Source organism: Kribbella sp. NPDC020701 (assembly GCF_055562215.1).
The window spans coordinates 215,890-236,781 of sequence record NZ_JBVHFT010000012.1; the positions used below are offsets into that span (position 1 = coordinate 215,890).

General features: G+C 67.9%; 19 protein-coding genes. 6 read left to right on the forward strand and 13 right to left on the reverse strand.

The features are described from left to right. Positions 1–124: 124 nt before the first annotated feature. Positions 125–646 carry a SigE family RNA polymerase sigma factor gene (locus ACZ3HV_RS27945; protein WP_465688240.1) on the forward strand — a complete coding sequence of 174 codons (522 nt, stop codon included), beginning with the start codon at positions 125–127 and terminating at the stop codon, positions 644–646. Further along, positions 643–1,398, forward strand: a complete 756-nt coding sequence (locus tag ACZ3HV_RS27950) for a hypothetical protein (protein ID WP_465688242.1) — start codon at positions 643–645, stop codon at positions 1,396–1,398. Before ACZ3HV_RS27945 ends, ACZ3HV_RS27950 begins: the two co-directional genes overlap by 4 nt. 665 nt (positions 1,399–2,063) lie before the next feature. On the opposite strand, the gene ACZ3HV_RS27955 is transcribed toward ACZ3HV_RS27950, so the two are convergent. Further along, a complete protein-coding gene (locus ACZ3HV_RS27955) occupies positions 2,064–2,369 on the reverse strand; it encodes a hypothetical protein (protein ID WP_465688244.1) in 306 nt (101 codons plus the stop codon). Between the two features lie 551 nt (positions 2,370–2,920). Here ACZ3HV_RS27955 and ACZ3HV_RS27960 point away from each other — a divergent pair. Next, complete coding sequence (locus tag ACZ3HV_RS27960) at positions 2,921–3,244, forward strand: hypothetical protein (RefSeq protein WP_465688246.1); 324 nt, start codon at positions 2,921–2,923, stop codon at positions 3,242–3,244. Between the two features lie 6 nt (positions 3,245–3,250). Here the strand turns inward: ACZ3HV_RS27960 and recO are convergent, their stop codons facing one another. Genes recO through ACZ3HV_RS27975 form a run of 3 tightly spaced genes read right to left on the reverse strand, consistent with a single transcriptional unit; the run spans position 3,251 to position 5,826 of the window. Then, on the reverse strand, positions 3,251–4,000 hold the full coding sequence (gene recO / locus ACZ3HV_RS27965; RefSeq protein WP_465688247.1) for a DNA repair protein RecO: 750 nt from the start codon (positions 3,998–4,000) through the stop codon (positions 3,251–3,253). A 12-nt stretch (positions 4,001–4,012) separates the two neighbouring features. Continuing rightward, positions 4,013–4,840: an SDR family oxidoreductase gene (locus tag ACZ3HV_RS27970; protein WP_465688249.1), complete on the reverse strand. Its 828-nt coding sequence runs from the start codon at positions 4,838–4,840 to the stop codon at positions 4,013–4,015. Beyond that, positions 4,837–5,826, reverse strand: a complete 990-nt coding sequence (locus ACZ3HV_RS27975) for an aldo/keto reductase (protein WP_465688251.1) — start codon at positions 5,824–5,826, stop codon at positions 4,837–4,839. The genes ACZ3HV_RS27970 and ACZ3HV_RS27975 overlap by 4 nt, the downstream gene beginning before the upstream one ends. 181 nt (positions 5,827–6,007) lie before the next feature. Here ACZ3HV_RS27975 and ACZ3HV_RS27980 point away from each other — a divergent pair, with 181 nt between their 5' ends. From ACZ3HV_RS27980 to ACZ3HV_RS27990, 3 genes are read left to right on the forward strand one after another with little or no spacing between them, the layout of a single operon-like run. After that, the gene (locus tag ACZ3HV_RS27980; protein WP_465688253.1) at positions 6,008–9,079 is read left to right on the forward strand and encodes an FtsX-like permease family protein; all 3,072 of its coding nucleotides are present in this window, start codon (positions 6,008–6,010) and stop codon (positions 9,077–9,079) included. Then, the gene (locus ACZ3HV_RS27985) at positions 9,076–9,912 is read left to right on the forward strand and encodes an ABC transporter ATP-binding protein (protein WP_465688255.1); all 837 of its coding nucleotides are present in this window, start codon (positions 9,076–9,078) and stop codon (positions 9,910–9,912) included. The genes ACZ3HV_RS27980 and ACZ3HV_RS27985 overlap by 4 nt, the downstream gene beginning before the upstream one ends. Next, positions 9,909–10,556 (forward strand): ABC transporter ATP-binding protein, encoded by a 648-nt coding sequence (locus tag ACZ3HV_RS27990; RefSeq protein WP_465688257.1) that lies wholly within the window; start codon positions 9,909–9,911, stop codon positions 10,554–10,556. The genes ACZ3HV_RS27985 and ACZ3HV_RS27990 overlap by 4 nt, the downstream gene beginning before the upstream one ends. Here ACZ3HV_RS27990 and ACZ3HV_RS27995 read toward each other — a convergent pair. The 9 genes from ACZ3HV_RS27995 to leuA form a co-directional block, all read right to left on the reverse strand. Then, positions 10,515–10,784: an SAV_915 family protein gene (locus ACZ3HV_RS27995; RefSeq protein WP_465688259.1), complete on the reverse strand. Its 270-nt coding sequence runs from the start codon at positions 10,782–10,784 to the stop codon at positions 10,515–10,517. The genes ACZ3HV_RS27990 and ACZ3HV_RS27995 overlap by 42 nt on opposite strands. 90 nt (positions 10,785–10,874) lie before the next feature. Then, positions 10,875–12,332 (reverse strand): GNAT family N-acetyltransferase, encoded by a 1,458-nt coding sequence (locus ACZ3HV_RS28000; RefSeq protein ID WP_465688261.1) that lies wholly within the window; start codon positions 12,330–12,332, stop codon positions 10,875–10,877. A gap of 46 nt (positions 12,333–12,378) precedes the next feature. Then, entirely contained in the window at positions 12,379–14,226 is a 1,848-nt protein-coding gene (locus tag ACZ3HV_RS28005) for an ABC transporter substrate-binding protein (protein WP_465688263.1), read from the reverse strand. Between the two features lie 64 nt (positions 14,227–14,290). Beyond that, positions 14,291–14,473 carry a hypothetical protein gene (locus ACZ3HV_RS28010; RefSeq protein ID WP_465688265.1) on the reverse strand — a complete coding sequence of 61 codons (183 nt, stop codon included), beginning with the start codon at positions 14,471–14,473 and terminating at the stop codon, positions 14,291–14,293. 20 nt (positions 14,474–14,493) lie between these two features. Then, positions 14,494–15,552, reverse strand: a complete 1,059-nt coding sequence (locus ACZ3HV_RS28015) for an ABC transporter ATP-binding protein (RefSeq protein ID WP_465688267.1) — start codon at positions 15,550–15,552, stop codon at positions 14,494–14,496. Between the two features lie 118 nt (positions 15,553–15,670). Then, positions 15,671–16,759, reverse strand: a complete 1,089-nt coding sequence (locus ACZ3HV_RS28020) for an ABC transporter ATP-binding protein (RefSeq protein WP_465688269.1) — start codon at positions 16,757–16,759, stop codon at positions 15,671–15,673. A gap of 2 nt (positions 16,760–16,761) precedes the next feature. After that, complete coding sequence (locus tag ACZ3HV_RS28025; RefSeq protein WP_465688271.1) at positions 16,762–17,673, reverse strand: ABC transporter permease; 912 nt, start codon at positions 17,671–17,673, stop codon at positions 16,762–16,764. Positions 17,674–17,677: 4 nt separating this feature from the next. Then, a complete protein-coding gene (locus ACZ3HV_RS28030) occupies positions 17,678–18,778 on the reverse strand; it encodes an ABC transporter permease (RefSeq protein ID WP_465688273.1) in 1,101 nt (366 codons plus the stop codon). 236 nt (positions 18,779–19,014) lie between these two features. Further along, positions 19,015–20,733, reverse strand: a complete 1,719-nt coding sequence (leuA, locus tag ACZ3HV_RS28035) for a 2-isopropylmalate synthase (RefSeq protein ID WP_360367460.1) — start codon at positions 20,731–20,733, stop codon at positions 19,015–19,017. Between the last annotated feature and the right edge of the window lie 159 nt (positions 20,734–20,892).

A 20,892-nucleotide genomic window follows, 5' to 3' on the forward strand; every position in this document is an offset into this window, starting at 1 on the left:
CTTTCTCAGCCCGTTGACAACGTTCAGCAATACTGCTGCGTGGTGATTAGTGTGAGCATGCACAGCGAACCGTCTGCCGTGGACCCCGCTTCCGTGGTGCCCACGGTGGTTGATGTGCTTGGCGATGCCCCCGTCCGCGTCGGGGCAGCGGGGCACGCGTGATCAGGAGTTCGTCGAGTTCGTGGTCGCGTCCGGTCGATATTTGTTACGCACTGCTGTGCTGCTGTGTGGTGACCCGGTCCGTGCGGAGGAGTTGGTCCAGGCCACTTACGAGCGCATGTATCGATCCTGGCGACGCGTGGCGCGCGACGGCGACCCGCAGGCGTACGCGCGTCGGGTGCTGGTCAACCTGCGGGTGGATGGGTGGCGGCGCACGCGTCGCGAGGTCGTCGTCGACCCGGGCGCGCTGCCCGAACAGGCCCGGCCTGACAACACGGGTGCCGTCGTCGCCCGTAACGCCGTGGTGCAGGCTCTGGCCCGGCTGCCGCTGGCGCAGCGGCGGGTCGTGGTGCTGCGACACCTGCTCGACCTCACCGAGACCGAGGTTGCCCACGAACTGGAGATCTCGGTCGGCACGGTTAAGTCCCACCACGCGCGCGGGATCGCCCGGCTGCGCGAGATCTTCGCGGAAGGGGATCTGCGATGAGCGTCCAGCTTCATGATGACGACGTCGTCGCCCGGCTGAGGACGGGCGCCCCGGGCTACCCGGATGCCGGTCCCGACGCCGCGCGTACCCTCGCCGCCGCCCGGCGAGCGCTGCGCCGCAGCCGGGGCCGGCGGGCACTTGGCAGCGTGGCCGCGGTCGTGGCCGCGGCCGTCGGTCTCACAGCGGCAGGCCCAATCGAGCTGCCCGGCGGCGGCACGTTCGTCATGCCTGGCGGGTACGACGTCCATTCGCTCATCAACCACGGCGAGCCGCCGGTGTTCCCGCGCCAAAGGCAACTTGACGACGTGGCGGACCTGGAGCGTCAGGTTCTGCCGGTGGCAGACGACTTGGGGCTCACCAGGTATATCGACGAGAAAGCGGCGTGGGGTCGTCCGGGGTGCCGCGTGTTCACCTGGTCGCACGGAGCGTTCTTGGACCGCGACTCGGGTTGTGCGAATCCCGACGACCCCGGGCTGCCGTTCGACCCTGAGAGCGAGGGTGCGTTCACACGGGTGTCCGACGCGATCGAGCACTCTGGCGTGAATGTGCACCGGATTGAGAAGGGCGGCTGGGGCCCCGGCACGTCGTTCCACCTCCGCGACAGCTCCTGGAGGTGGAACTGGTACTACTCCTACGTTCCCGGCACCCCAGCCGACGCCCCAGAAGAGGTGCGGACGGAGACAGGACTTGGCGTCAGGCTGCAGGTCCACGTCAGCGGTGACTGGTGGTTCACCGTGGAGCCCGACGACTGACATGGCGACGTAAGCCCGGCGGTCGTTGCGTCCATGGCCATTGGACAGAACGCGCAGTCAGACTGCGCGTTCTGTCGGATGATCGCGCATGAAGCCGTGGCCGGCAGGATCAGGCGCACCTCATCTCGACTGCTTGTTGTATTGCCTATAGGACCGATCCTGGCGAGGCTCGGTCCACGCGCTCGGCTCGTCGCCCTCTCAATGCCCTGCGGCCGGCCATCGACAACCCCGAGGATCACCCAACAGCGGTAGAACTTCGTACCCGCCGGATAGCCACTGACCGGATTCACCAACGACGACGGCGCCTCCTGCGGCGTCAGATAACACCCCGAAGCCGCATCAAAGAACCCATCCGCCGTCCGACACGGCACGGCCTGCCCCTCGAAAACACACTTGGCACCACCAGGCTTCTTCGCTCCGGGCGTCGTCTTTCCAGAGTTCGACGGCGGATCGCCTTCATCGCTCACTGAGATGCGGCACCGTCCCGTGACGCGGTCGCGATCGCAGTCAGGCGTCGTGATGGTGGGCGTCGGGGAGCCAGTGGCAACCTCACCCGACGCCGGCAATCCAGCGAGCATGCTGACGATCGCGATTCCGGCGGTCAGCATTGAGCGCCCTGATTCTTGCCGTTGATCACTTTCCAGGCACCGTCGATCAACTGGAGATCACGGTTGTCCAGCCAACGGGTTGGTGTGCCGGGCAACTTGACGTTTTTTGCCGCTGGAGTCAACCGCCTGCGTCTCTGACGTGTCGTAGCAGGCCTGAACAGAAGCCGAAGAGATCGTTCCCGCGGTCGGAGCGCCGAGCTTGACCGCCTTGGCCCAGATGAGCTTCGTGGTCCCGATCGTCTTGATCTTCCGGCCGCGATAGGTAGCCGCCTGATTCTGTGATGCCCCGAGCTCGACGCCTGCTGTCACCGCGGGAATCGCATTGACCTCGGTTCCTCCGCTCGCCGTCATCGCATCGATCACCTCGATGTAGCGCCGATAGGCGGCGACGGCAGCCGGGCCGGCTTGCTCAGGCTCGCTGGGTGGCGTGCTCGTGCTGCTTGTCGGCGCAGTCGACGGGGTGAATGGGGTTGGCGTTGGGGATGAATTGGTGCCGCAGGCCGAGAGGGAGGCGGCGGTCAGGGTGAGGACCGCTGCCGCGACGGCTCGGCTGGGCTTGGGTTCCTCCGCGTCGGACCGGTTACTGAGTGTGTAACTCTGCCATACCGGCGGTTCGCGGCGCGGGGGTTATCCACAGGTTGCACCTTCCTGCGGGTTTGTGTTGCCGAGTGCGTCGTTCCGGTTGTCGGAGTACGTCGGCTGGGCGCCGCGACGGGACCGGTTTGCACAGCGGGTGAGTTGGTCAGGCAATAGGTTGACGGCATGGATGTGTTGCCGAGCCAGTCTGAGATCCTTCTGCTGTCCGAGGAGGATCGGAAGCTGGTGCCTGCAGGCCCGGGACTTGTCGGCCCGGATGGAGTCAGGAACGACATCCCGCCGAAAGTGTTTGCGGCAATGCGGTTGTCGAGGATGCGATGCGTCAGGGGTTCGAGGTGCAGGTCGTTGCCCTGCGGTATGAGTTGCCGATCGACGAGGCAGCCGCGGCGGTGGGGATCGGCTCGGACGAACTGCGGTCCTATGCGGCCGAGGGTGCGATCCCGTTCCGGTCCAGCGAATACACCGACTGGGTGCGGCTGGCCGACGTACTCGCTCTTGATGAGCGGCTACGTGCGCAGCGCCGGGAGGCCCTCGATGCCATGCTCAGCGAGGCCGTGTACGACGATGACGACGACGCTCCGGCGGCCGTGAAGAGCATGCCGGACCACGAGCGCGGGAAGAGCGCCGAACAGGAGCAGTAGCCGGGCTTATCGGGTGCCCGAGTCCGTGGTGAGGTCTAGGTGGGGTAGGGAGCGGAGTTGGTGGTCTTGGTGGTAGGTGAAGAAGGCGGCTATTAGGCCGGTGGCTTCTCGGCGGGTTCTGGGGTCGGCGCGGAGGGCGGTGGGCCAGTCGCCGGTGAGGAGGGCGGCCAGGTGGGCGACTGTGGTGGGGGCGGGCATGGCTGAGGCGGGTGGGCGGCAGGTGGCGCAGACCATGCCGCCGGAGGCGGGGTTGAAGGCTCGATGGGGGCCTGGTTCGCCGCAGCGAGCGCAGTCGGCGAAGGAGGGGGCGTAGCCGGAGATCGCCAGGGAGCGGAGGAGGAAGGAGTCCAGGACCAGGGCGGGTTCGCGTTCGCCGGTGGACAGGACTCGGAGGGCGCCGGCCAGCAGGAGGTGCTGCTGGGTGGCGGGTTCCTTCTCCTCGACGACGAGGCGGTCGGCGGTTTCGAGCAGGACCGTACCGGCCGTGTACCGGGCGTAGTCGCCGACGATGCCCTCGCCGTACGCCGCGATCGACTCGGCCTGCGTGACGACGTCGAGGGTGCGGCCGGTGGCGAGCTGCAGGTCGACGTGGCTGAACGGCTCCAGCCGCGCGCCGAAGCGGGACGACGTACGGCGGACGCCCTTGGCGACGGCGCGGATCTTGCCGCGGCCGCGGGTCAGCAGGGTGGCGATCCGGTCGGCCTCACCCAGCTTCTGGGTGCGCAACACGATCGCCTGATCCCGGTAGAGCGGCACGAGGTCAGTGTCTCACCCGCGACCGACATACTCCTCGAGGCTGATCGGACGGCTGCCCGTGATGTCCTCGACCGCGGTCGACACGTGACTGAGCTCGCCGCTCGCGATCGCGGCGTACGACGTGACCCAGCCGGCGACCTCCCACGCGGGAGCGCCGTAGCACTCGCGGGAGCGGTACGCCTCGTCGAGGGTCTCGGGCTCGTAGCGGATCTTCCGCCCCCACGCCTCCGTGAGTACGGCGGCCGCCTCGGCCAGCGTGAAGGCGGCCGGACCGGTGAGGTCGTACGTCGCCCCGCTGTGCCCCGGGTCCACCAGCACCCGGGCCGCCACCGCCGCCACGTCGTCGCGCGCGACCGAGGCCGTACGCCCGTCGCCGGCCGGACCCCGGATCACGCCGTCCGCACCGGCGAACCCGGGCACGAAGTCGAGATAGAGGTTGTCCCGCAGGAAGGTGAAATCGACACCGGTGGACCGGATGTGCTGCTCGGTGTGCCAGTGGTCCCGGGCGAACGTGAACGTCGCCCCCGGCGCGGCACTCGCGAACGACGTGTACACGATCCGCGAGACCCCGGCCGCCACCGCCGCATCGACCGTTGCCTTGTGCAACGCGACCCGATCGGCCGATTCCGTTGCACTGAGCAACATCAACACCTCGACCCCGTCCAGGGCGTCCAGCAGCGCGTCATCTTCGCCGTACGACGCCTGCACCACCGAAGCACCGGGGAGCGACGGAGCCCGCCCGGGGTCCCGGACGACCAGCCGCTGCGGTACGCCGGATTCCGCCAGCCGGCGAGCGATCCGGGAACCGAGCTGACCAGTCGAACCGGTGACGCCGATCACTTCCCCACCAGGTCCATCCCACCCTGGGCGTATCGCTGCCCCGAGACCGCGTCGGCCGGGAACGCCTCGTCCAGCGCGGCCAGCTCCGCAGGTGTCAGCGATACGTCGGCCGCACCGAGGTTCTCGGCCAGATACTTGCGCCGCTTCGTCCCCGGGATCGGCGCAACATCATTGCCCTGCGCAAGCAACCACGCCAGCGCCAGCTGGCCGGGCGTGACACCCTTCGCGGCAGCCAACGACTGGACCTGGGCGACCAGGTCCAGGTTGCGCTGGAAGTTCTCCCCGGTGAACCGCGGCAGCCCGCGCCGCATGTCGTCCGGCTCGAAGTCGTCGGGCGACTTGAGCTGCCCAGTGAGGAATCCGCGGCCCAGCGGGCTGAACGGCACGAACCCGATCCCGAGCTCCCGCAGCGTCGGCAGTACGACGGTCTCCGGGTCGCGCGTCCACAGCGACCATTCACTCTGCACGGCGCTGATCGGATGCACCGCGTGCGCGACCCGGACCGTGTCGCCGTTCACCTCGGACAGACCCAGGTACCGCACCTTGCCTGCCTCGACCATAGAAGCCATCGCGCCGACGGTCTCCTCGATCGGCACCTGCGGGTCCCGGCGATGCAGGTACCACAGGTCGATGTGGTCCACGCCCAGCCGGCGCAGCGCGGCATCGATGGCCTCCCGCGCATACGAAGGCGATCCGTCGACGACCGACGGCACCGCAGTGGCACTCGCCGGCCGTTTGAAACCGAACTTGGTCGCGAGCACCACCTGGTCGCGGCGGCCGGCCAGGGCGCGGCCCACGAGTTCCTCGTTCGCGCCGTCGCCGTACACGTCGGCGGTGTCGATGAAGGTGCAGCCCGCGTCGATGGCCGCATGCAGGGTGGCGACGGACTCGGTCTCGTCCGAGGTCACGCCGTAGGACTGGGACATCCCCATGCAGCCGAGGCCGAGGCAGGAAACGGTCAGGTCACCGAGCTGGGATTCACGCATGCCCCGAACCTACCGCCGGGACCCGTTGCGCTGGGCAACACCCTCCGGATGATCACCGTCCGTGACACCGGCATTGCTGCCTAGACAACAACTCTGTGACATTTCGCCACGGCTCGCCACCGTGACCACACCATTCCGTATGTTCAGGCGGGGCGGCGACACACTGGGGGTGGCTGGACGGATGTTCGTACGACAGGCGCTGCGGTACCGGTGGTCCCAGGCGCTGGTGCTGGCCGGCATCAGCCTGCTGATCGGGACCTGCGCGGTGTTCGGGCCGTGGTTCGCCCGCGCCGTCCAGCAGACCGTGATGACCGAGACCCTGTCCGGGCAGCGCCTGTCGGCCGCGTGGCAGCTCGAGACCAGTCCGGCGCGGAGCTCCTCGACGAACCCCCAGCCCGAGGATCTGACGAAGTTGGTCCCCGCCGACATCGGGCCGCTCTTCACCAAGCCCGTGCTGGGCATTCACAGCGACGTCAACTGGCGCGACGCGCCGGAGCCGATCGTCAGCCGGCTGCTGTGGCGGGACGGGTACTGCGCCGAGATCGTCGTGGTCGCGGGCCGGTGCCCGAGCGGACCGAACGAAGTGATCGTCTCGACCGTCGACGAGAAGACCTGGGGTCTCGAGCCCGGCAAGACCCTCCCGGTGGTCCCGGAGACCTCGGACGTCGGCGGCACCCTCAAGGTCGTCGGCCTGTACCGCCCGAAGGACGGCGAGGCGGACTACTGGTTCGGTCGCCCACCCGTCGGTCACTCCCATCCCCCGATCGACAAGCAGCCGGGTGAGTCCGACTACCTGCTGACCGACCGTACGACGTTCGCCGGCAACACCTGGAGTCAGCACACGACCCTGGACACCAGGCCGGCGCCGGGAGTGGCAAGGCTCGACGACCTGGACCGCCTCGAAGCGGCATCGTCCGCGGTCAAGCTCAAAGCCACCGAACTCGGTGCGGAGAACACCTCAGGCCTGCAGGGCGTGCTCGAGCGGATCCGGAACGAGCGCGCACAGGCCGCCACGATCATCCCGCTGGTGATGGTGCAGGTCGCTCTGTTCGGACTGGTCGTCCTCGCCCTGGCCCTCGCTGTGGTGGTCGACCAGCGGCGGCCGGAGATCGCGGTCGCCCGCCTTCGCGGATCCACTGCCCGCCGGACCGGCCGATCGTTGTCCGTGGAGCTCGGCCCGCCAGTGCTCGTGGGAACACTCGCCGGCGCACCGGTCGGCTTCGCGCTCCTACTGATCGTCCGGGCGACTTGGCTGCACCATGGCTCCCCTATCGAGCTCCCTTGGACCGTCCCGGTTGCGCTGCTCGCGGTTGCGGTCGTCGCCCTCGGTGTCGTGGTGCTCCAGGTGCGCGGCGTCGTACGGCAGCAGATCTCCGCGCTGCTGCGACGGGTGGCGCCACACCGTCGTGGCCGGACGCTCGGCATGGTCGACCTGGCGATCATCGTGCTCGCTATCGCGGGGCTCGTCTCCGGGTTGACCGGTTCGGGCCGGGGTCCGCTGCCTGTGCTCGCGCCGGCGCTGCTGGCCCTCGCCGTCGGGCTCACCTTCGCCCACCTGCTCCTCCCGATCGCGGGCCTCATCAGCCGGCGAGCCTTGCGCCGGGGACGCCTGGGCCTGGCATTAGGAGCGCTGCAGATCTCCCGCAGGCCCGCCGTCACGCGCATCGTCGCAGCGGTCGCGGTGGCCGCCGCGTTGGTCGTGTTGGCCGGCCAGGCCGCATCGGTCGGCGAACACAACCGAGAGTCCCGGGCCGGCTACGAGACCGGCGCCGAGGGGGTGCTGCGGGTGAATGCCGGCTACCTGAGCAAGTTCACCCAGGCGATCGACAAGATCGACCCGGACCGCCACTGGCTCACGCCGGTCGTAGTCACGCGCCCACCGTCGCCCGACTCGCTGCAGACGATGATGATCGAGCCAGACAGCTTCCAGCGGATCGCGTACCGCGGCGACCGGCTCACCGACGCCGAAGGGTTCCGCAGGCTGGCGGCGCCGAACGTCCCGCCGATCGAGTTCCGCAGTACGCAGCTGACGATCACCGCCTCGACCGGAACGATGACGCCGGTACAGCCGAAAACAGTCAACAACGGCCAGCAGTCGGTGCCGCAACCCGCCGCGAAATCCGTCCGCGTGGTCGCGAACGTCATCAACCTGAGCACCGGCGCACGCAACCTCCTCACCTTCCCGCGACTGCCGCTGGGTCGGCAGGCTGAGTTGCAGGCCAAGATCGACTGCCGGGACGGATGCCAACTCCTCCGGCTCGGGATCAGCCGCGACCTCGACGACCAGGCGGGCATCCGCGGCGACGTACAGATCGAGAAGCTGTCCAGCGACGACCATCCGTCCGTCGCGCTCGGTCAGCCCGAGGACTGGCAGCCCGTCAAGCAACCCGACTCCAGCCAGGACTCGATCGAACCGGTGTCCGGCGGTGCACTCACGCTGGCGGTGACGAACCTGGGCGGCGACCAACTCCTGCAGTACGCGTCCGTGCCGCCGGTGACCCCCGCGCTGGTGACGCCGGACTACCGGTACGACGCCTCGGCAACGACGCCCGGCTTCGACGGCGCACCGATCGCGCTGACCAAGCTCGACCGGCTCGACGGACCGGTCAACCGGTTCCCGCTCCGCACCGCGGTCGTCGACCTCGAGACGGTACGGCGCCTCGCCGGGACCGTGGACGAAGCCTCGACGGAGTTCGAGCTGTGGCTGAACGCCGACGGTTTGGCGAAGGTCGACACGATCGTCGATCAGCTCCGCGCGGACGGGTTCGCACCAGAGCTGATCGATCGCCGGACCGACCGGATCGCGTCGTACGGGCGGTCGGCGAGTGCGCTCGCGTTGCAGCTGACCCCTGTGGTCGGGATAGCCGGGTGGGCGCTGGCGATCGTCGTACTGCTGCTCACAGTGGTGACATCGTGGCGGTCGCGGGCTCAGGACTACGCGAGCCTGCGGATCACCGGCGTATCGGCCAGCACCACTGGGCGAGCCGCTCGGTGGGAGCAGACCGGTCCGGTGGCACTGGCTGTGCTGCTGGGCTCGGTGTGTGGTGTGGTCGGGGCGCAGATCGCGTTACCACTGATACCGCTGTTCGCTGACACCGGTGGGCCGATACCGCTGGAGCTCAATACCAACTGGCCGGTCGCACTGCTGCTCTGGCTCGCAGGTACGGCGGTACTCACGACAGTGACGCTCTTGCTGGGGACCGGGGTCAACAGGCGCGCCGGGTTCGCCCGCATCCGGGAGGACCTCACATGACAGGACTGGCCATCAGTACGACGGGACTCGTGAACATCTACCGTGCGCACGGCCATGACGTCGCCGCGCTGTCCGGCATCGGGATCACAGTCCGCCCCGGCGAGTTGGTCGGGCTGCTCGGCCCATCTGGTGCCGGGAAGTCGACACTGCTGCAGTTGTGCGGCGGTCTACTGACTCCGAGCGCGGGGCGGTTGCAGATCGGTGAGCACAACGTCGCCACCATGACCGAGGCCGAGCTCGACCGTATGCGAGCCGGTGACGTCGGCATCGTGCTGCAGGGCGCCGGACGGAACCTGATCCCTTACCTGACGCCAGTGGACAACATCCGCTACGCACAACAAGCCGCACCGCGTGGCCGCGAGCTTCCTACGCCCGCAGCGATCCTCGAGCTCGTCGGCCTCCCCCAGCACGCGAACACCCCGCTGACGTTGCTGACACCTGGACAGGTGCAGCTGTGTGCGGTGGCGGTCGGGATCGCGACGTTCCCGGGGTTGCTGCTGGCCGATGAGCCGACCAGTCAGTTGGATCACCACGCAAGGGACGAAGTACTCGCGGCGATCCGCACGATCAACGCCGAGACCGGGATGACCGTGCTGCTGATCACCCACGACCCCGAGGTGGCGGCGACGTTGCCGCGGACGATCACGATCCGGGACGGACGGATCGCCTCGGAAGGACGGTCGGGTGAGGAGTACGCCGTAGTCGCGACCGACGGCTCGTTGCCGCTGCCGCCCCACGTGGCCGAACTGCTGCCGGCCGGCACACTCGTCCAGGTCACCACGGAAGACGGCGAGATCCGGCTCACCCCGGTCGACCAGGAGGGAACGCGGTGATCGACGTCAGCCAAGTCACTGTCACGTACGGCGAGACGACTGCCGTGGCGGATGTGTCGTTCAGGGTGCCGCCGGGGTTCGTACTCGCGGTCAGCGGGCCATCCGGCGCCGGGAAGAGTTCGTTGCTGTGGGCAATCGCCGGCGCCGTGCCGCTGACGACCGGCCAGGTCGAGGTCGACGGACTCGTCATCACCGATCGGCCGTCGGCGGCCGCGCACGGCGTCGTACTGATCCCGCAAGGCAACGGACTCGCGCGCGTACTCACTGCCCGGGAGAACCTCTCGATCCCGCTGCTCGCCGAGCGCAAGCCGGCGGATGAGCTCGACCGGGCGGTCGAAGCGGCACTCACCCAGGTCGGCCTGGAGGAGAGCGGAGACCATCTCGTCGAGGAACTCTCCGGTGGTGAACAGCAACGCGTGGCCGTTGCCCGCGGCATCGCCCAGCAGGGCCGGGTGATCCTGGCCGACGAGTCCACCAGCGAACTCGACAGCACCAACCGCGAGCGCGTCCTGGAACTGCTCCGCGCCGAGGCCGACCGCGGCGCCGCCGTCGTCATCGCCACCCACGACCCCAACGTCGCGGACAGCGCCGACGGCCACGCGCTAATGGACGAAGGCCGGCTCAGCTGGGTACGACGACTGTAGCGCCACGTCGGGACCGACCAGCACCGGATCGAGCTGGATCCTGGTCACGCCGAGCGGTGCGAGCATCTCCCGCAGCGTCTCCTCGGTGAGTCGCATCCACTCCTGCCGAGGACCCGTTGCCGCCCGCAACTGTGCCAAAGTGCTGAACGCGATGCCGACCCGTCGTCCGTCGGGCAGTCGCCCAGTCTGCAGCGCCGCCGCCGCACCAGTCGATCGAACGGGAACCAACCAGTCAGCGCAATGTCGAGGCTTCACACTTCGACGTTAAGCCGCCGGATCCCCGCAATCCTCTGTCCTCACAGAACTCCCACATCTTTCTCACAGGCCCAACTGGGTGGGTGTGGTGGGCGGCCCGCTCACCAGCAACCGCTGCACCAGCTCGGGCAGGGCGCGCGGAGCGAAGTCGCCTTCGTGGGCCTGGAGCTCCTCGAGCGTCCACCAGGCGTGGCCGTGGACGTTCTCGGCCTGGAGCTCGGCCTCGGTGAGCTCGGCGGCGGGTGTGAAGGCGTCGACCCGGACCAGGAAGTAGTCGTTGAGTACGCCGTCGTACCCGGTGGCGTGGCCCTCGGCAACGACCTCCTGGTGCCACAGGTGCGGTGGGTCGTCCGGGGTGTCGAGACCGATCTCCTCGCGGAGCTCACGGCGAAGGCCCTCGACAACCGACTCCCCTGCCTCGATGCCGCCGCCGGGCGTCGCCCACAGGGGGCCGGAGGAGAACTCGAACCGGACCAGCAAGATGCGGTCGTCGGCGTCGAGGACGACGCCGCGAGCGGCTGGGCGCAAGTGCGGGAAGGTCAGCTCCAGCTCGCGATGCTCCTCGATGGCGCGGAAGCCGAAGCGGGCGTTGACCTTGCGCATCGGCGCGTTCGACAGCGCGGTCCACGTGTGCAGGAAGCGCTGGGTGGTCCGGTGCTTGGCCAACTGGGCGAGGTTGGCGAGCTTCAGGTGCGTGCCCAGGTGGTGACCGCGATGCTCACGCAGCACCAGCGTGTCGTCCTGCTGGGCGTGCTCGGCGTCAGCGCGCGGCAGGTACAGCAACGTGTACCCGGCCGGCTCTCCCGACAGCGTGTGCACCATCGTCACGAGGGCCAGGTAGTTCCGGTCGATCCGCTGCTCACTCGCCTGCAGCTTCTCGACCGTCCACGGCACGACCTCCCGCGTCATGCCGCCCGTCGGTACGTCGTGGTCCATCGCCGTGTGCAGGTCGGCGTACGCCTGCTGATATTCCGGCGGGCACACCCCCGCCCACGACGTGAGCACGTAGCCGTCGAGTGACCCGGCGGACTCCTGCAACTCGGACAGCCGGAACTCGTCGTACGGCAGCGGTACGACGAGATGCTCCTCGACATGCTCGACGGTGAAACCGAGGTGCTCCGCGAAGGCGGCGCCCGGCCACGGATCCGACGGGACCCCGAGTTCGGTCTGGAAGATGGTCCGCCCGAGCTGCGCCGCCCGGGTGACTGCCCACTGCCACAGCGCCGTACCGATCCCCCGCCGCCGATGCTGGGGAGGTACGTCGATCTCGACCTCGACCGTGTCCAGGTTGTCGGTCAGGCGGTACGCGAACAGCATCGTGCCGAGCACGCGATCGTCCTCGAACGCGCCGACCGCGAGCCGTTGCTTCAACGGTCCCGGATGGCGCAGCGAATACCCCAGGGCCCCCCGGCCGACCACGAGGGCGGCCTCCCGCCCCGCGACCGCACCGGCCCGGAGGGCGTCGTACCACTCGTCGAACAGGGCCAGGTCGGCCGGGTCGATCTCGCGAACGCTGATCACCCGGCCGACCCAACCAAACAAACGGGTCAGACCGCCAGTCAATAACTCAGACCGGCGCGACCTTGCCCTGGTACATGTACATGATCACGAAGTTGTCCGCGTACGGAGCGTTCTTCAGGATCGGGTCGTCGTCGGCCGGGAACTTGGCCACCCGGGTGCCCTCGAGCGCCGGGTTGTTACCGTAGCGCTCCCAGAGCGGCATGATCGGGAGCAGCTCGTTGAAGGCCAGCGCCGCGGCGGTGACGTTCTTCTTCTGCTCGTCGAGGTTCAGGCCCTGCGCGGACTTGTCGACGATGGCCTGCAGGTCGATCGGACCCGCGGAGGTCGTCTGCTTGAGCGGGAAGTTCATTCCCTTGCCGCCGGAGTTCGCCGCCGTCACGTAGTTGAACGTGTAGAGGTCCTGGACGAACGAGAAGTACGGGTGCGGGTGCGACGACGCGCCCCAGCTCTGGATCGCCATGTCGAACTTGCCGGCCAGGACGTCCGGGCTCAGCTGGGTGAAGGTGATGCCGCGCTTGGTGATGTTGAACCCGAACTTGTTCAGCTGGTCGGCCGCGTTGGTGGCGGCCGGGTTCCAGTCGGCGAACTCGGTCGGGAACTTGAGGTCGTACGCCGCCGGCTTGCCGTTCGGCAACGTCCACTTCCCGCCGGAGTTCTTCCAGCCCGCCGCCTGCAGCAGCTGGGTGGCCTTGGCCTCGTCCTTCTCGTAGGCCTGCAGCTTCTTCTGGTCGGCGTCGGAGATCCAGTCCGGTACGGCGATGTCGGAGAAACCGGCCATGAACTTGCAGGCCTTGCCGGAGTCGCCGAGCGCGACGGTGCCGTTCTCGTTGCGGTCGATGATGTAGGCGATCGCCTGCCGCACCCGGACGTCGGAGAACTCCGGGTGGGTGGTGAAGTTGTACACCAGGGCCGGACCCGAGTACACCGGCGGACGGAGGATCCGGAAGCCGGTGTTCAGGAACGTCTTCTCGCTGGCCACCGCGAAGCCGTGGGTGGCGTAGTCGACGTCCTTGTTCATCACCGTCGGGGTGATGTCGGAGGTCTCACCGTTGTACAGCAGGACCTTGCTGAAGCCGATCTTGTCGGCGAACAGGCCCTTGTCGTTCTTGACCAGGCTCATCTGGGAGTTGGTCATGGTCTTCGAGTCGTAGTTGAACGGACCAGACACGACCGGGTTCTCCGGGCGGAACTTCTGGAAGTCGCCGTTCAGCGCCTTGCCTTCGGCACTGTCCAGGCTGGTCTTGGCCTTGCGCATCGTCTCGGCCTTGGTGGCCCACTCACCGTAGACCGAGTCCGGCAGGATCGGCGCCCGGAGGATGTAACGCTCGAGCACCGTCGACGGCGTGCCGATGGTGAACAGGACAGTGGTGTCGTCCTGGGCCTTCACGTCGGACAGGAACGTCCACGACTGCTGGCGCATCAGCCAGTGCAGGTTGAACGTGGACACGACGTCCTTGGCGGTGATCGGCGAACCGTCGCTCCAGGTCAGGCCGGACCGGAGCTTCATCGTGTAGGTGTTCGCCGCCTCGTCCAGCTTGCTGGACTCGGCCATCATGTATTCCCACTTCTTGTCCGCCCAGTAGTACAGACCGCCGCTCGGGTAGATCAGATCGAGGTACGGGCTCTGCTGCTGGATGCCGTCGGTGACGCCGGCGGCCAGGTTGAAGTGACCCTTGGGCGGCAACTGATAGGGGTACGCGCCGTGGAACTCCTTGTTGGCGGACTTGCTCGCGTTGTTGCCCGCTTCGTCCGGATTGCTCGGCGAACACGCCTCCAGCGACCCGATGCCGGCGATGCCGACGCCGGCGATGCCGAACAGCTGGAGCACGTGCCGGCGAGAGACCGCGTTGGTCCGGTCGCTCGCGCCGGATTCGTTGGTGCCGGTGGGACTCATCCTTCGTCCTTTCCTGAACTGACCGCACGCCCGCGTGGTCAGGCACTACTACCACTGGTTGTTACTAACCGTCCTCGCGTTTCTCCCGGCGCCTGGTCAGGACGACCCCGGCGACGACGATCAGGCCCAAGAGCAGGCCCAAACACAAGGTGAACAGGGTGATCACGAACTCCGGCGTCCCCGGCGTCAGCGTGAGGAGCAGAACCCCGCTGGCCAGGATCAGGAACACCGCCCAACCGAGAGCCACTCGGCCCATCTCGGGTGGCATCAGCCGGCGGCCGGTTCATCCAGCCGGACCTGGTCGGCGCCGTCGCGGGCCACCACGTGGCACGCGGCCGACTGACCAGGACGTACTTCGAGCAGACCGGGCACCTCGCCGTCACAAAGGCCGCCCTCGAACCGGCCGCAGCGCGGATGGAACGCACACCCGGGTGGCAGATGCGCCAGACTCGGGATCTCCAGGCTGCGCAGCGATCCGGCGCCCTTGGTCTTGGTCAGGTCGGGATCGGGCTCCGGGATCGCCTCGATCAGCGCCCGGGTATAGGGATGCGTGGGCGCGTTGATGATCTGCCGGGTCGGCCCGAACTCGACGATCCGGCCCAGGTACATCACCGCGGTCTTCCCGTTCCAGCCGAAGTACTTCGCGATCGCCAGGTCGTGGGTGATGAACAGGAACCCGACGCCGAGGTCGTCGCGCAGCCGTCCGAGCATCGCCAGGACGCTGATCCGGATCGACACGTCGAGCATCGAGGTCGACTCGTCGGCGATGATCAGCTTCGGGTCCAGCGTCAGTGCCCGGGCGACCGACGCCCGCTGCCGCTGACCGCCGGACAACTGGTGCGGGTACTTCTGCAGGTAGTTCTCCGGTGGTGTCAGGTCGACCTTCGTCAGCAGCTCGGCCGCTCGCGCGACGGCGGCCTTCGTGCCTTTGACCACCCCGTGCTTGAGCAGCGGCGCGGTCAGCGTCTGCTGAATGGTCCGGGTCGGGTTCAGCGAGGCGTACGGATCCTGGTGGACGTACTGGACGCTGCGCCGGAAGGTGCCGAACTCCTGCCGCTTCAACGACCAGATGTCGGTGCCTTCGAAGGCCACCTTGCCGTCGGTCGGCCGGGTCAGACCGGCCGCCATCCGCGCGGCCGTGGTCTTGCCCGAGCCGCTCTCGCCGACCAGGCAGAGCACCTCGCCGGAATTGACGGACAGATCGACATCGTTGACGGCCCGGATCGGACCGGCCTTGGTGTCGAACACCTGGCTGACCCCCGCAAGCGTCATCAGCGGCTTGCGCCCCTCGGCCGTACCCGCCGGAACCGTCTCTGTCGTGGTCATCGGGCCTCCCGGCCTGGACTGAGGAGCGCAGGGAGCGCAGCGACTGGAGCGACGAGGGAAGGCCGGGAGCCGAGGCCCGATGACCCCGCCGGCGCCGAAGGCCCGGCCAAAAGCACAGTCATGAGGCCGTCCCAAGGTCGTCGCCGCGCACCCGTCGTTCGAGGTGCACGTCTTTGGAATGGATGCAGGCGACTTCGTGGGCGTCGCCGGGCTGGTCGGTCACCGGGATGAGCGGGGGATCCTCCGCCTTGCACTCGTCGGTGGCGAACTTGCAGCGCGGGTGGAACGTGCAGCCCTTCGGCAACGCGGCCAGACTCGGCGGACCGCCCGGGATCGACTCGAGGTCCGGCAGGTCGCCGACGATCGGCGGCACGGCGTTGATCAGGGCGAGCGTGTACGGATGCCGCGGCCGGTAGAACAGGTCCCGGACACCACCGGTCTCGACGAGCCGACCGGCGTACATGGTGGCGACCCGGTCGGCCAGCTCCGCGGCCAGCGACAGGTCGTGGGAGATGAAGATCATCGAGAAGCCGAGCCGTTCGCGGATCTCGTGCAGCACGTCGACGATCGAGCGCTGGGTGAGGATGTCCAGGGCCGTGGTCGGCTCGTCCAGGATCAGGACCTCCGGGTCGAGCAGCAGGCTCATCGCGATCAGCACCCGCTGCCGCATGCCGCCGGACAGTTCGTGCGGGTAGCTGTCCATCACCCGGGCCGGCTCCAGCCGGACCAGGCGGAGCAGCTCCCCGGCCCGGTCCTCGACCTCCTGCCTGGTGGCCTTGGTGTGGGCCCGCATCGTGTCGTACATGTGCCCGCGGATCTTCAGCAACGGGTTGAAGGCGTTCATCGCGCCCTGGAAGACCATCGCCGCGTCCCGCCAGCGGAACTCCCGCAGGTCGCTGCCATTGAGGCCGAGGATGTCGATCTCGGCACCGTCGCCGCGGTTGAACGTCACCTTGCCGCTGGCGTGGCCCAGCCGCGGCAGGAGCCGCAGCAGACCGAGCCCGAAGGTCGTTTTGCCGCACCCGCTCTCCCCCACCAGCGCGAGGCTCTCGCCGGGGTACAGGTCGAGGTCGACGCCGCGGACGGCCTGCACCGTGGCGCCGGCGCCGGTCCGGTACTCGACCTTGAAGTCGCGGATGGACAGCAGTGGCTTGCCCTGGCCGCCGCGCACCGCGCGGGCCGCGCCTGAAGTTGTCGCCGTCACCATGCTCACCGGTCCCGGAGACGCGGGTTGAGGATTTCTTCGAGAGATCTCGTCATCATCACCAATCCGAGGAGCAGGAGAACGATCGCCGCGATCGGGCTCAGGATGAACGCCAGGCTCGAGTCGTTGAAGATGGCGCCGGCGATCCAGGCGCGGTTGAGCATGATGCCCCAGTTCGATCCGGTCAACGGCGCCAGGCCCAGCAGGTACAGGCCGACCAGCGCGTAGATCGCGTTGCTGACGGCGATCATGAAGTTCATCAGGATGAAGCTGGCCATGTTCGGCAGGATCTCGACGAAGATCACCCGGATCGTGCCGAGGTCGAGCAGCCGGGCCGCCTCGACGAACTCACGTTCCTTCAGCGAGAGCACCAGGGACCGGATCGCCCGGGTCAGCACCGGCCAGGCCAGGCCGCCGACCAGGATGGCGAGCAGGATCGGCGAGTCGAGCTTGAACAACGCGCCGAGCACCGCGAGCAGGACGATCGTCGGGATGGTGAGCGCGACATCGGCGGCGGTGACCACCAGCGAGTCGACCCATCCGCCGAGGTAGGCGGCCAGCGACCCGAGGACGATCGCGATGACCGTCGAGATCGCCGCGGCCAGGAATCCGATGAAGATGACGGACCGGCCGCCGTCGATCATCTGGATCAGCACGTCCTTGCCCTCGTTGTCGGTGCCGAGCAGGTGCCCGGGCGATCCGGCAGGCAGCATGATCGACTTCACGTCCGGCACAAGGTCCGGGGTGAAGAAAGGCCCGATCGCGGTGATCAGCACCAGCAGCGCCACGATGATGAAGCCGATGAAGCCGGCCGGGCTCCGGCGTAGCCCGCGGAGGATGCCGGACATCCGGCCGACGCTCGTCGTCCCGACTACCTCGTTGGGGCCGGGGATCGCCACATCTGTCATGTCGGACATCTCGTCACCCCTTCGCCTTGGCGCCGACGCGGATCCGCGGATCCAGCCGGCTGTAGAGGATGTCGGCGACGAGGTTGGCCGCCACCACGGAGATCGTGAGGACCAGGAAGATCCCCTGCAGGACCGGGTAGTCGCGGCCCGAGAGCGCGTTGTAGAGGCTGAAGCCGATGCCCTGGTAGCCGAAGATCCGCTCCACGAAGATCGACCCGCCGACGACGAAGCCGAGCGACACGGCGAGCGCGCTGAACAACGGCAGGACGGCGTTGCGCCCCACGTACCCGGTTCGGATCCGCCCCGACGACAGGCCGCGGGCCCGGGCGACGGTCACGTAGTCCTCGCCCAGGGTCTCCACGGTCGAGGACTTCATCACCAGTGCCCACGACCCGACCGTGGTCAGGGTGTAGGCGAGGATCGGCAGCGTCGCGTGGTACAGCGCGTCGCTGAGGAAATTCAGGGTGAAGGCGGGCTCGACACCCGGGGAGTACGAGCCGCGGGCCAGGGTCAGGTTGAACCACTGCAGTTTCACGCCGAGGAAGACCACGATCAGGATCGCGAGGATGTAGTTCGGGATCGCGTGCAGCAGCGCCCCGAGCGAGGTCAGCACGTGGTCGATCCAGCTCTCCCGGCGATAGGCCATCAGCATGCCGGCCAGGATGCCGACGACGAAGGCGATGACCGTGGCGATGCCCACGGAGAACAGCGTCCAGGGCAAGTAGGTCCTGATCACCTCGGCCACCGTGGTGCCGGGTGACAGCAACGAGTTCCCGAAGTCACCGTGCAGCATGTTGACCATGTACGTGGCGTACTGCTGGATCAACGGCTGGTCCGGATCGAGCGAGAACAGGCTGCGCGCCTGCGCGGCCGCGTCGGCGTACGAGACACCGGTCTGCGCGATCTGGGTCGCGATGAACGTGTCGACCGGGTTGCCCGGCAGCAGCCGGACCAGGAAGAACGTCATCGTCGCGACGATGTAGACGGTCAAGATCGCCTTGGCGAGTCTTCGGACCAGCCAGGCGTTGAAGAAGCGTCGCACCGCCGTCGGTCTCGGCTCTTCGGCCGGACCTTCGATCAGTTCTGACGCGGTTGTCTCGACCGCACCGCTCACTGCTCACCTCCACGCGACTACCAGGGAAAGTCGGTGGCGCAGACCCTCAGACAGCGGACTTAGTAATGCTGTCTTGCAAGGATCTGCGCATAGTGACGACAGTGTGCGCAACCCCGGTCATCGAGTCAACGTCTTGAGGCAACGTTGAGACAACGTTGCGAACTGTGACGCAACGGTATCGGGGCGTGTTGATATCGCCCGCCTCCGACACGGGGAGACGGGCAATATCTGACGGCTCAGCGAGTGGCGCGGTTGATTGCGGACACGACCGCTTTCAGTGAGGCGGTGAGAATGTTGGCGTCCCGGCCGACACCCCAGAACACCTCGTCTCCGACCTCGCACTCGACGTACGCCGCCGCGAGGGCGTCGCCGCCCGCGGAGAGCGCGTGCTCGTGGTAGTCCAGCACGCGGACGTCGTACTTGAGCGGCTTGATGGCGTCGACGAACGCGGAGACCGGACCGTTGCCCTCGCCAACCAACTCGTGCGGCACACCGTGCGAGTACACCTGGACGCGGAGCTGGTCGCCCTGGCCCTCACCCGAGGTCGAGTTGACGGTCAGCAGCGACAACTTGCCCGGCGCCAGGTACTCTGCCGCGAAGATGTCCCACATCTGCTGCGGGCCGACCTCGCCACCCTCGGCGTCGGTGTGCTGCTGGATCACGCGACTGAACTCGATCTGCAGCCGGCGCGGCAGGTCGAGCCGGTGCTCGGACTTCATGATGTACGCGACGCCGCCCTTGCCGGACTGCGAGTTCACCCGGATGACCGCCTCGTACGACCGGCCGACGTCCTTCGGGTCGATCGGCAGGTACGGCGCCTCCCAGGCGATCTCGGAGACCGGCTTGCCTTCGGCCGCGGCCTGCTTGTCCAGCGCCTCCAGGCCCTTCTTGATGGCGTCCTGGTGCGATCCGGAGAACGCGGTGTAGACCAGGTCACCGGCGTACGGCTGCCGCTCGGGGACACGCATCTGGGTGCAGTACTCGACCGTACGGCGGATCTCGTCGATGTCGGCGAAGTCGATCTGCGGGTCGATACCCTGGCTGAACAGGTTCATCCCCAGCGTGACCAGGTCGACGTTGCCGGTCCGCTCACCGTGTCCGAACAGGCAGCCCTCGACCCGGTCCGCACCGGCCATCAGGGCCAGCTCGGTGGCGGCCACCGCCGTACCGCGGTCGTTGTGCGGGTGCAGGCTGATCGTGCTGTGCTCACGCCGGGTCAGGTTGCGGCCGAACCACTCGATCTGGTCGGCGTACACGTTCGGGGTGGACATCTCGACGGTGGCGGGCAGGTTCAGGATGATCTCCCGGCCCTCGGCGGGCTGCCAGACATCCGAGACCGCCTCACACACCTCCAGAGCGAACTCCAGCTCGGTGCCGGTGAAGATCTCCGGGCTGTACTGGTAGCCGAACTCACAGTCGCCCAGGATCTCGTCGGCGTACTTCATCACCGTCTCCGTGCCCCGTACGGCGATGGTGCGGCACTCGGCCTTGTCCACGTTGAAGACGACCCGGCGGAACAGCGGCGCGGTCGCGTTGTACAGGTGGATGGTCGCCTTCGGGGAGCCCTGCAGCGACTGCACGGTCCGCTCGATCAGCTCCTCACGGGCCTGCGTCAGCACCGAGATCGTCACGTCGTCGGGGATGACGTCGTCCTCGATCAGGCTGCGGACGAAGTCGAAGTCGTACTGGCTCGCGCTCGGGAAGCCGACCTCGATCTCCTTGTAGCCCATCTTCACCAGCAGGTCGAACATCCGCCGCTTGCGGGCCGGCGACATCGGCTCGACCAAGGCCTGGTTGCCGTCGCGGAGGTCGGTGGACAGCCAGCGCGGGGTGCGGTCGACGGACTTCGCGGGCCAGGTGCGGTCCGGCAGGTCGATCGGCGGGAACGCGCGGTAGCGCTGGATCGGCAGGCTGGTCGGCTGCTGGACAGGCTTGGGCTGGTTCTTGGGTGCCACGGGGGTTCTCCTCGGAGGATGTGCTGCAGTCGCTGGGGGTCGTGAGGACGACCGGCGTACGACGAAACTCCGCGGCGAGGGAACCGGCCTTGTCAGGCCTCGCCGCGGCAGCGAAGGAGGAGAAGCTGGTGCCGCATGATGCCAGCGAGTTTATGCACA

Excerpts from the sequence above, each read along its gene's own strand:
- ACZ3HV_RS27945 (WP_465688240.1), top strand. The coding sequence starts at position 125 with ATGCCCCCGTCCGCGTCGGGGCAGCGGGGCACGCGTGATCAGGAGTTC.
- ACZ3HV_RS27950 (WP_465688242.1), top strand. The coding sequence starts at position 643 with ATGAGCGTCCAGCTTCATGATGACGACGTCGTCGCCCGGCTGAGGACG.
- ACZ3HV_RS27960 (WP_465688246.1), top strand. The coding sequence starts at position 2,921 with ATGCGTCAGGGGTTCGAGGTGCAGGTCGTTGCCCTGCGGTATGAGTTG.
- ACZ3HV_RS27975 (WP_465688251.1), bottom strand. The coding sequence starts at position 5,826 with ATGCGTGAATCCCAGCTCGGTGACCTGACCGTTTCCTGCCTCGGCCTC.
- ACZ3HV_RS27980 (WP_465688253.1), top strand. The coding sequence starts at position 6,008 with ATGTTCGTACGACAGGCGCTGCGGTACCGGTGGTCCCAGGCGCTGGTG.
- ACZ3HV_RS27985 (WP_465688255.1), top strand. The coding sequence starts at position 9,076 with ATGACAGGACTGGCCATCAGTACGACGGGACTCGTGAACATCTACCGT.
- ACZ3HV_RS28005 (WP_465688263.1), bottom strand. The coding sequence starts at position 14,226 with ATGAGTCCCACCGGCACCAACGAATCCGGCGCGAGCGACCGGACCAAC.
- ACZ3HV_RS28015 (WP_465688267.1), bottom strand. The coding sequence starts at position 15,552 with ATGACCACGACAGAGACGGTTCCGGCGGGTACGGCCGAGGGGCGCAAG.
- ACZ3HV_RS28020 (WP_465688269.1), bottom strand. The coding sequence starts at position 16,759 with ATGGTGACGGCGACAACTTCAGGCGCGGCCCGCGCGGTGCGCGGCGGC.
- ACZ3HV_RS28025 (WP_465688271.1), bottom strand. The coding sequence starts at position 17,673 with ATGTCCGACATGACAGATGTGGCGATCCCCGGCCCCAACGAGGTAGTC.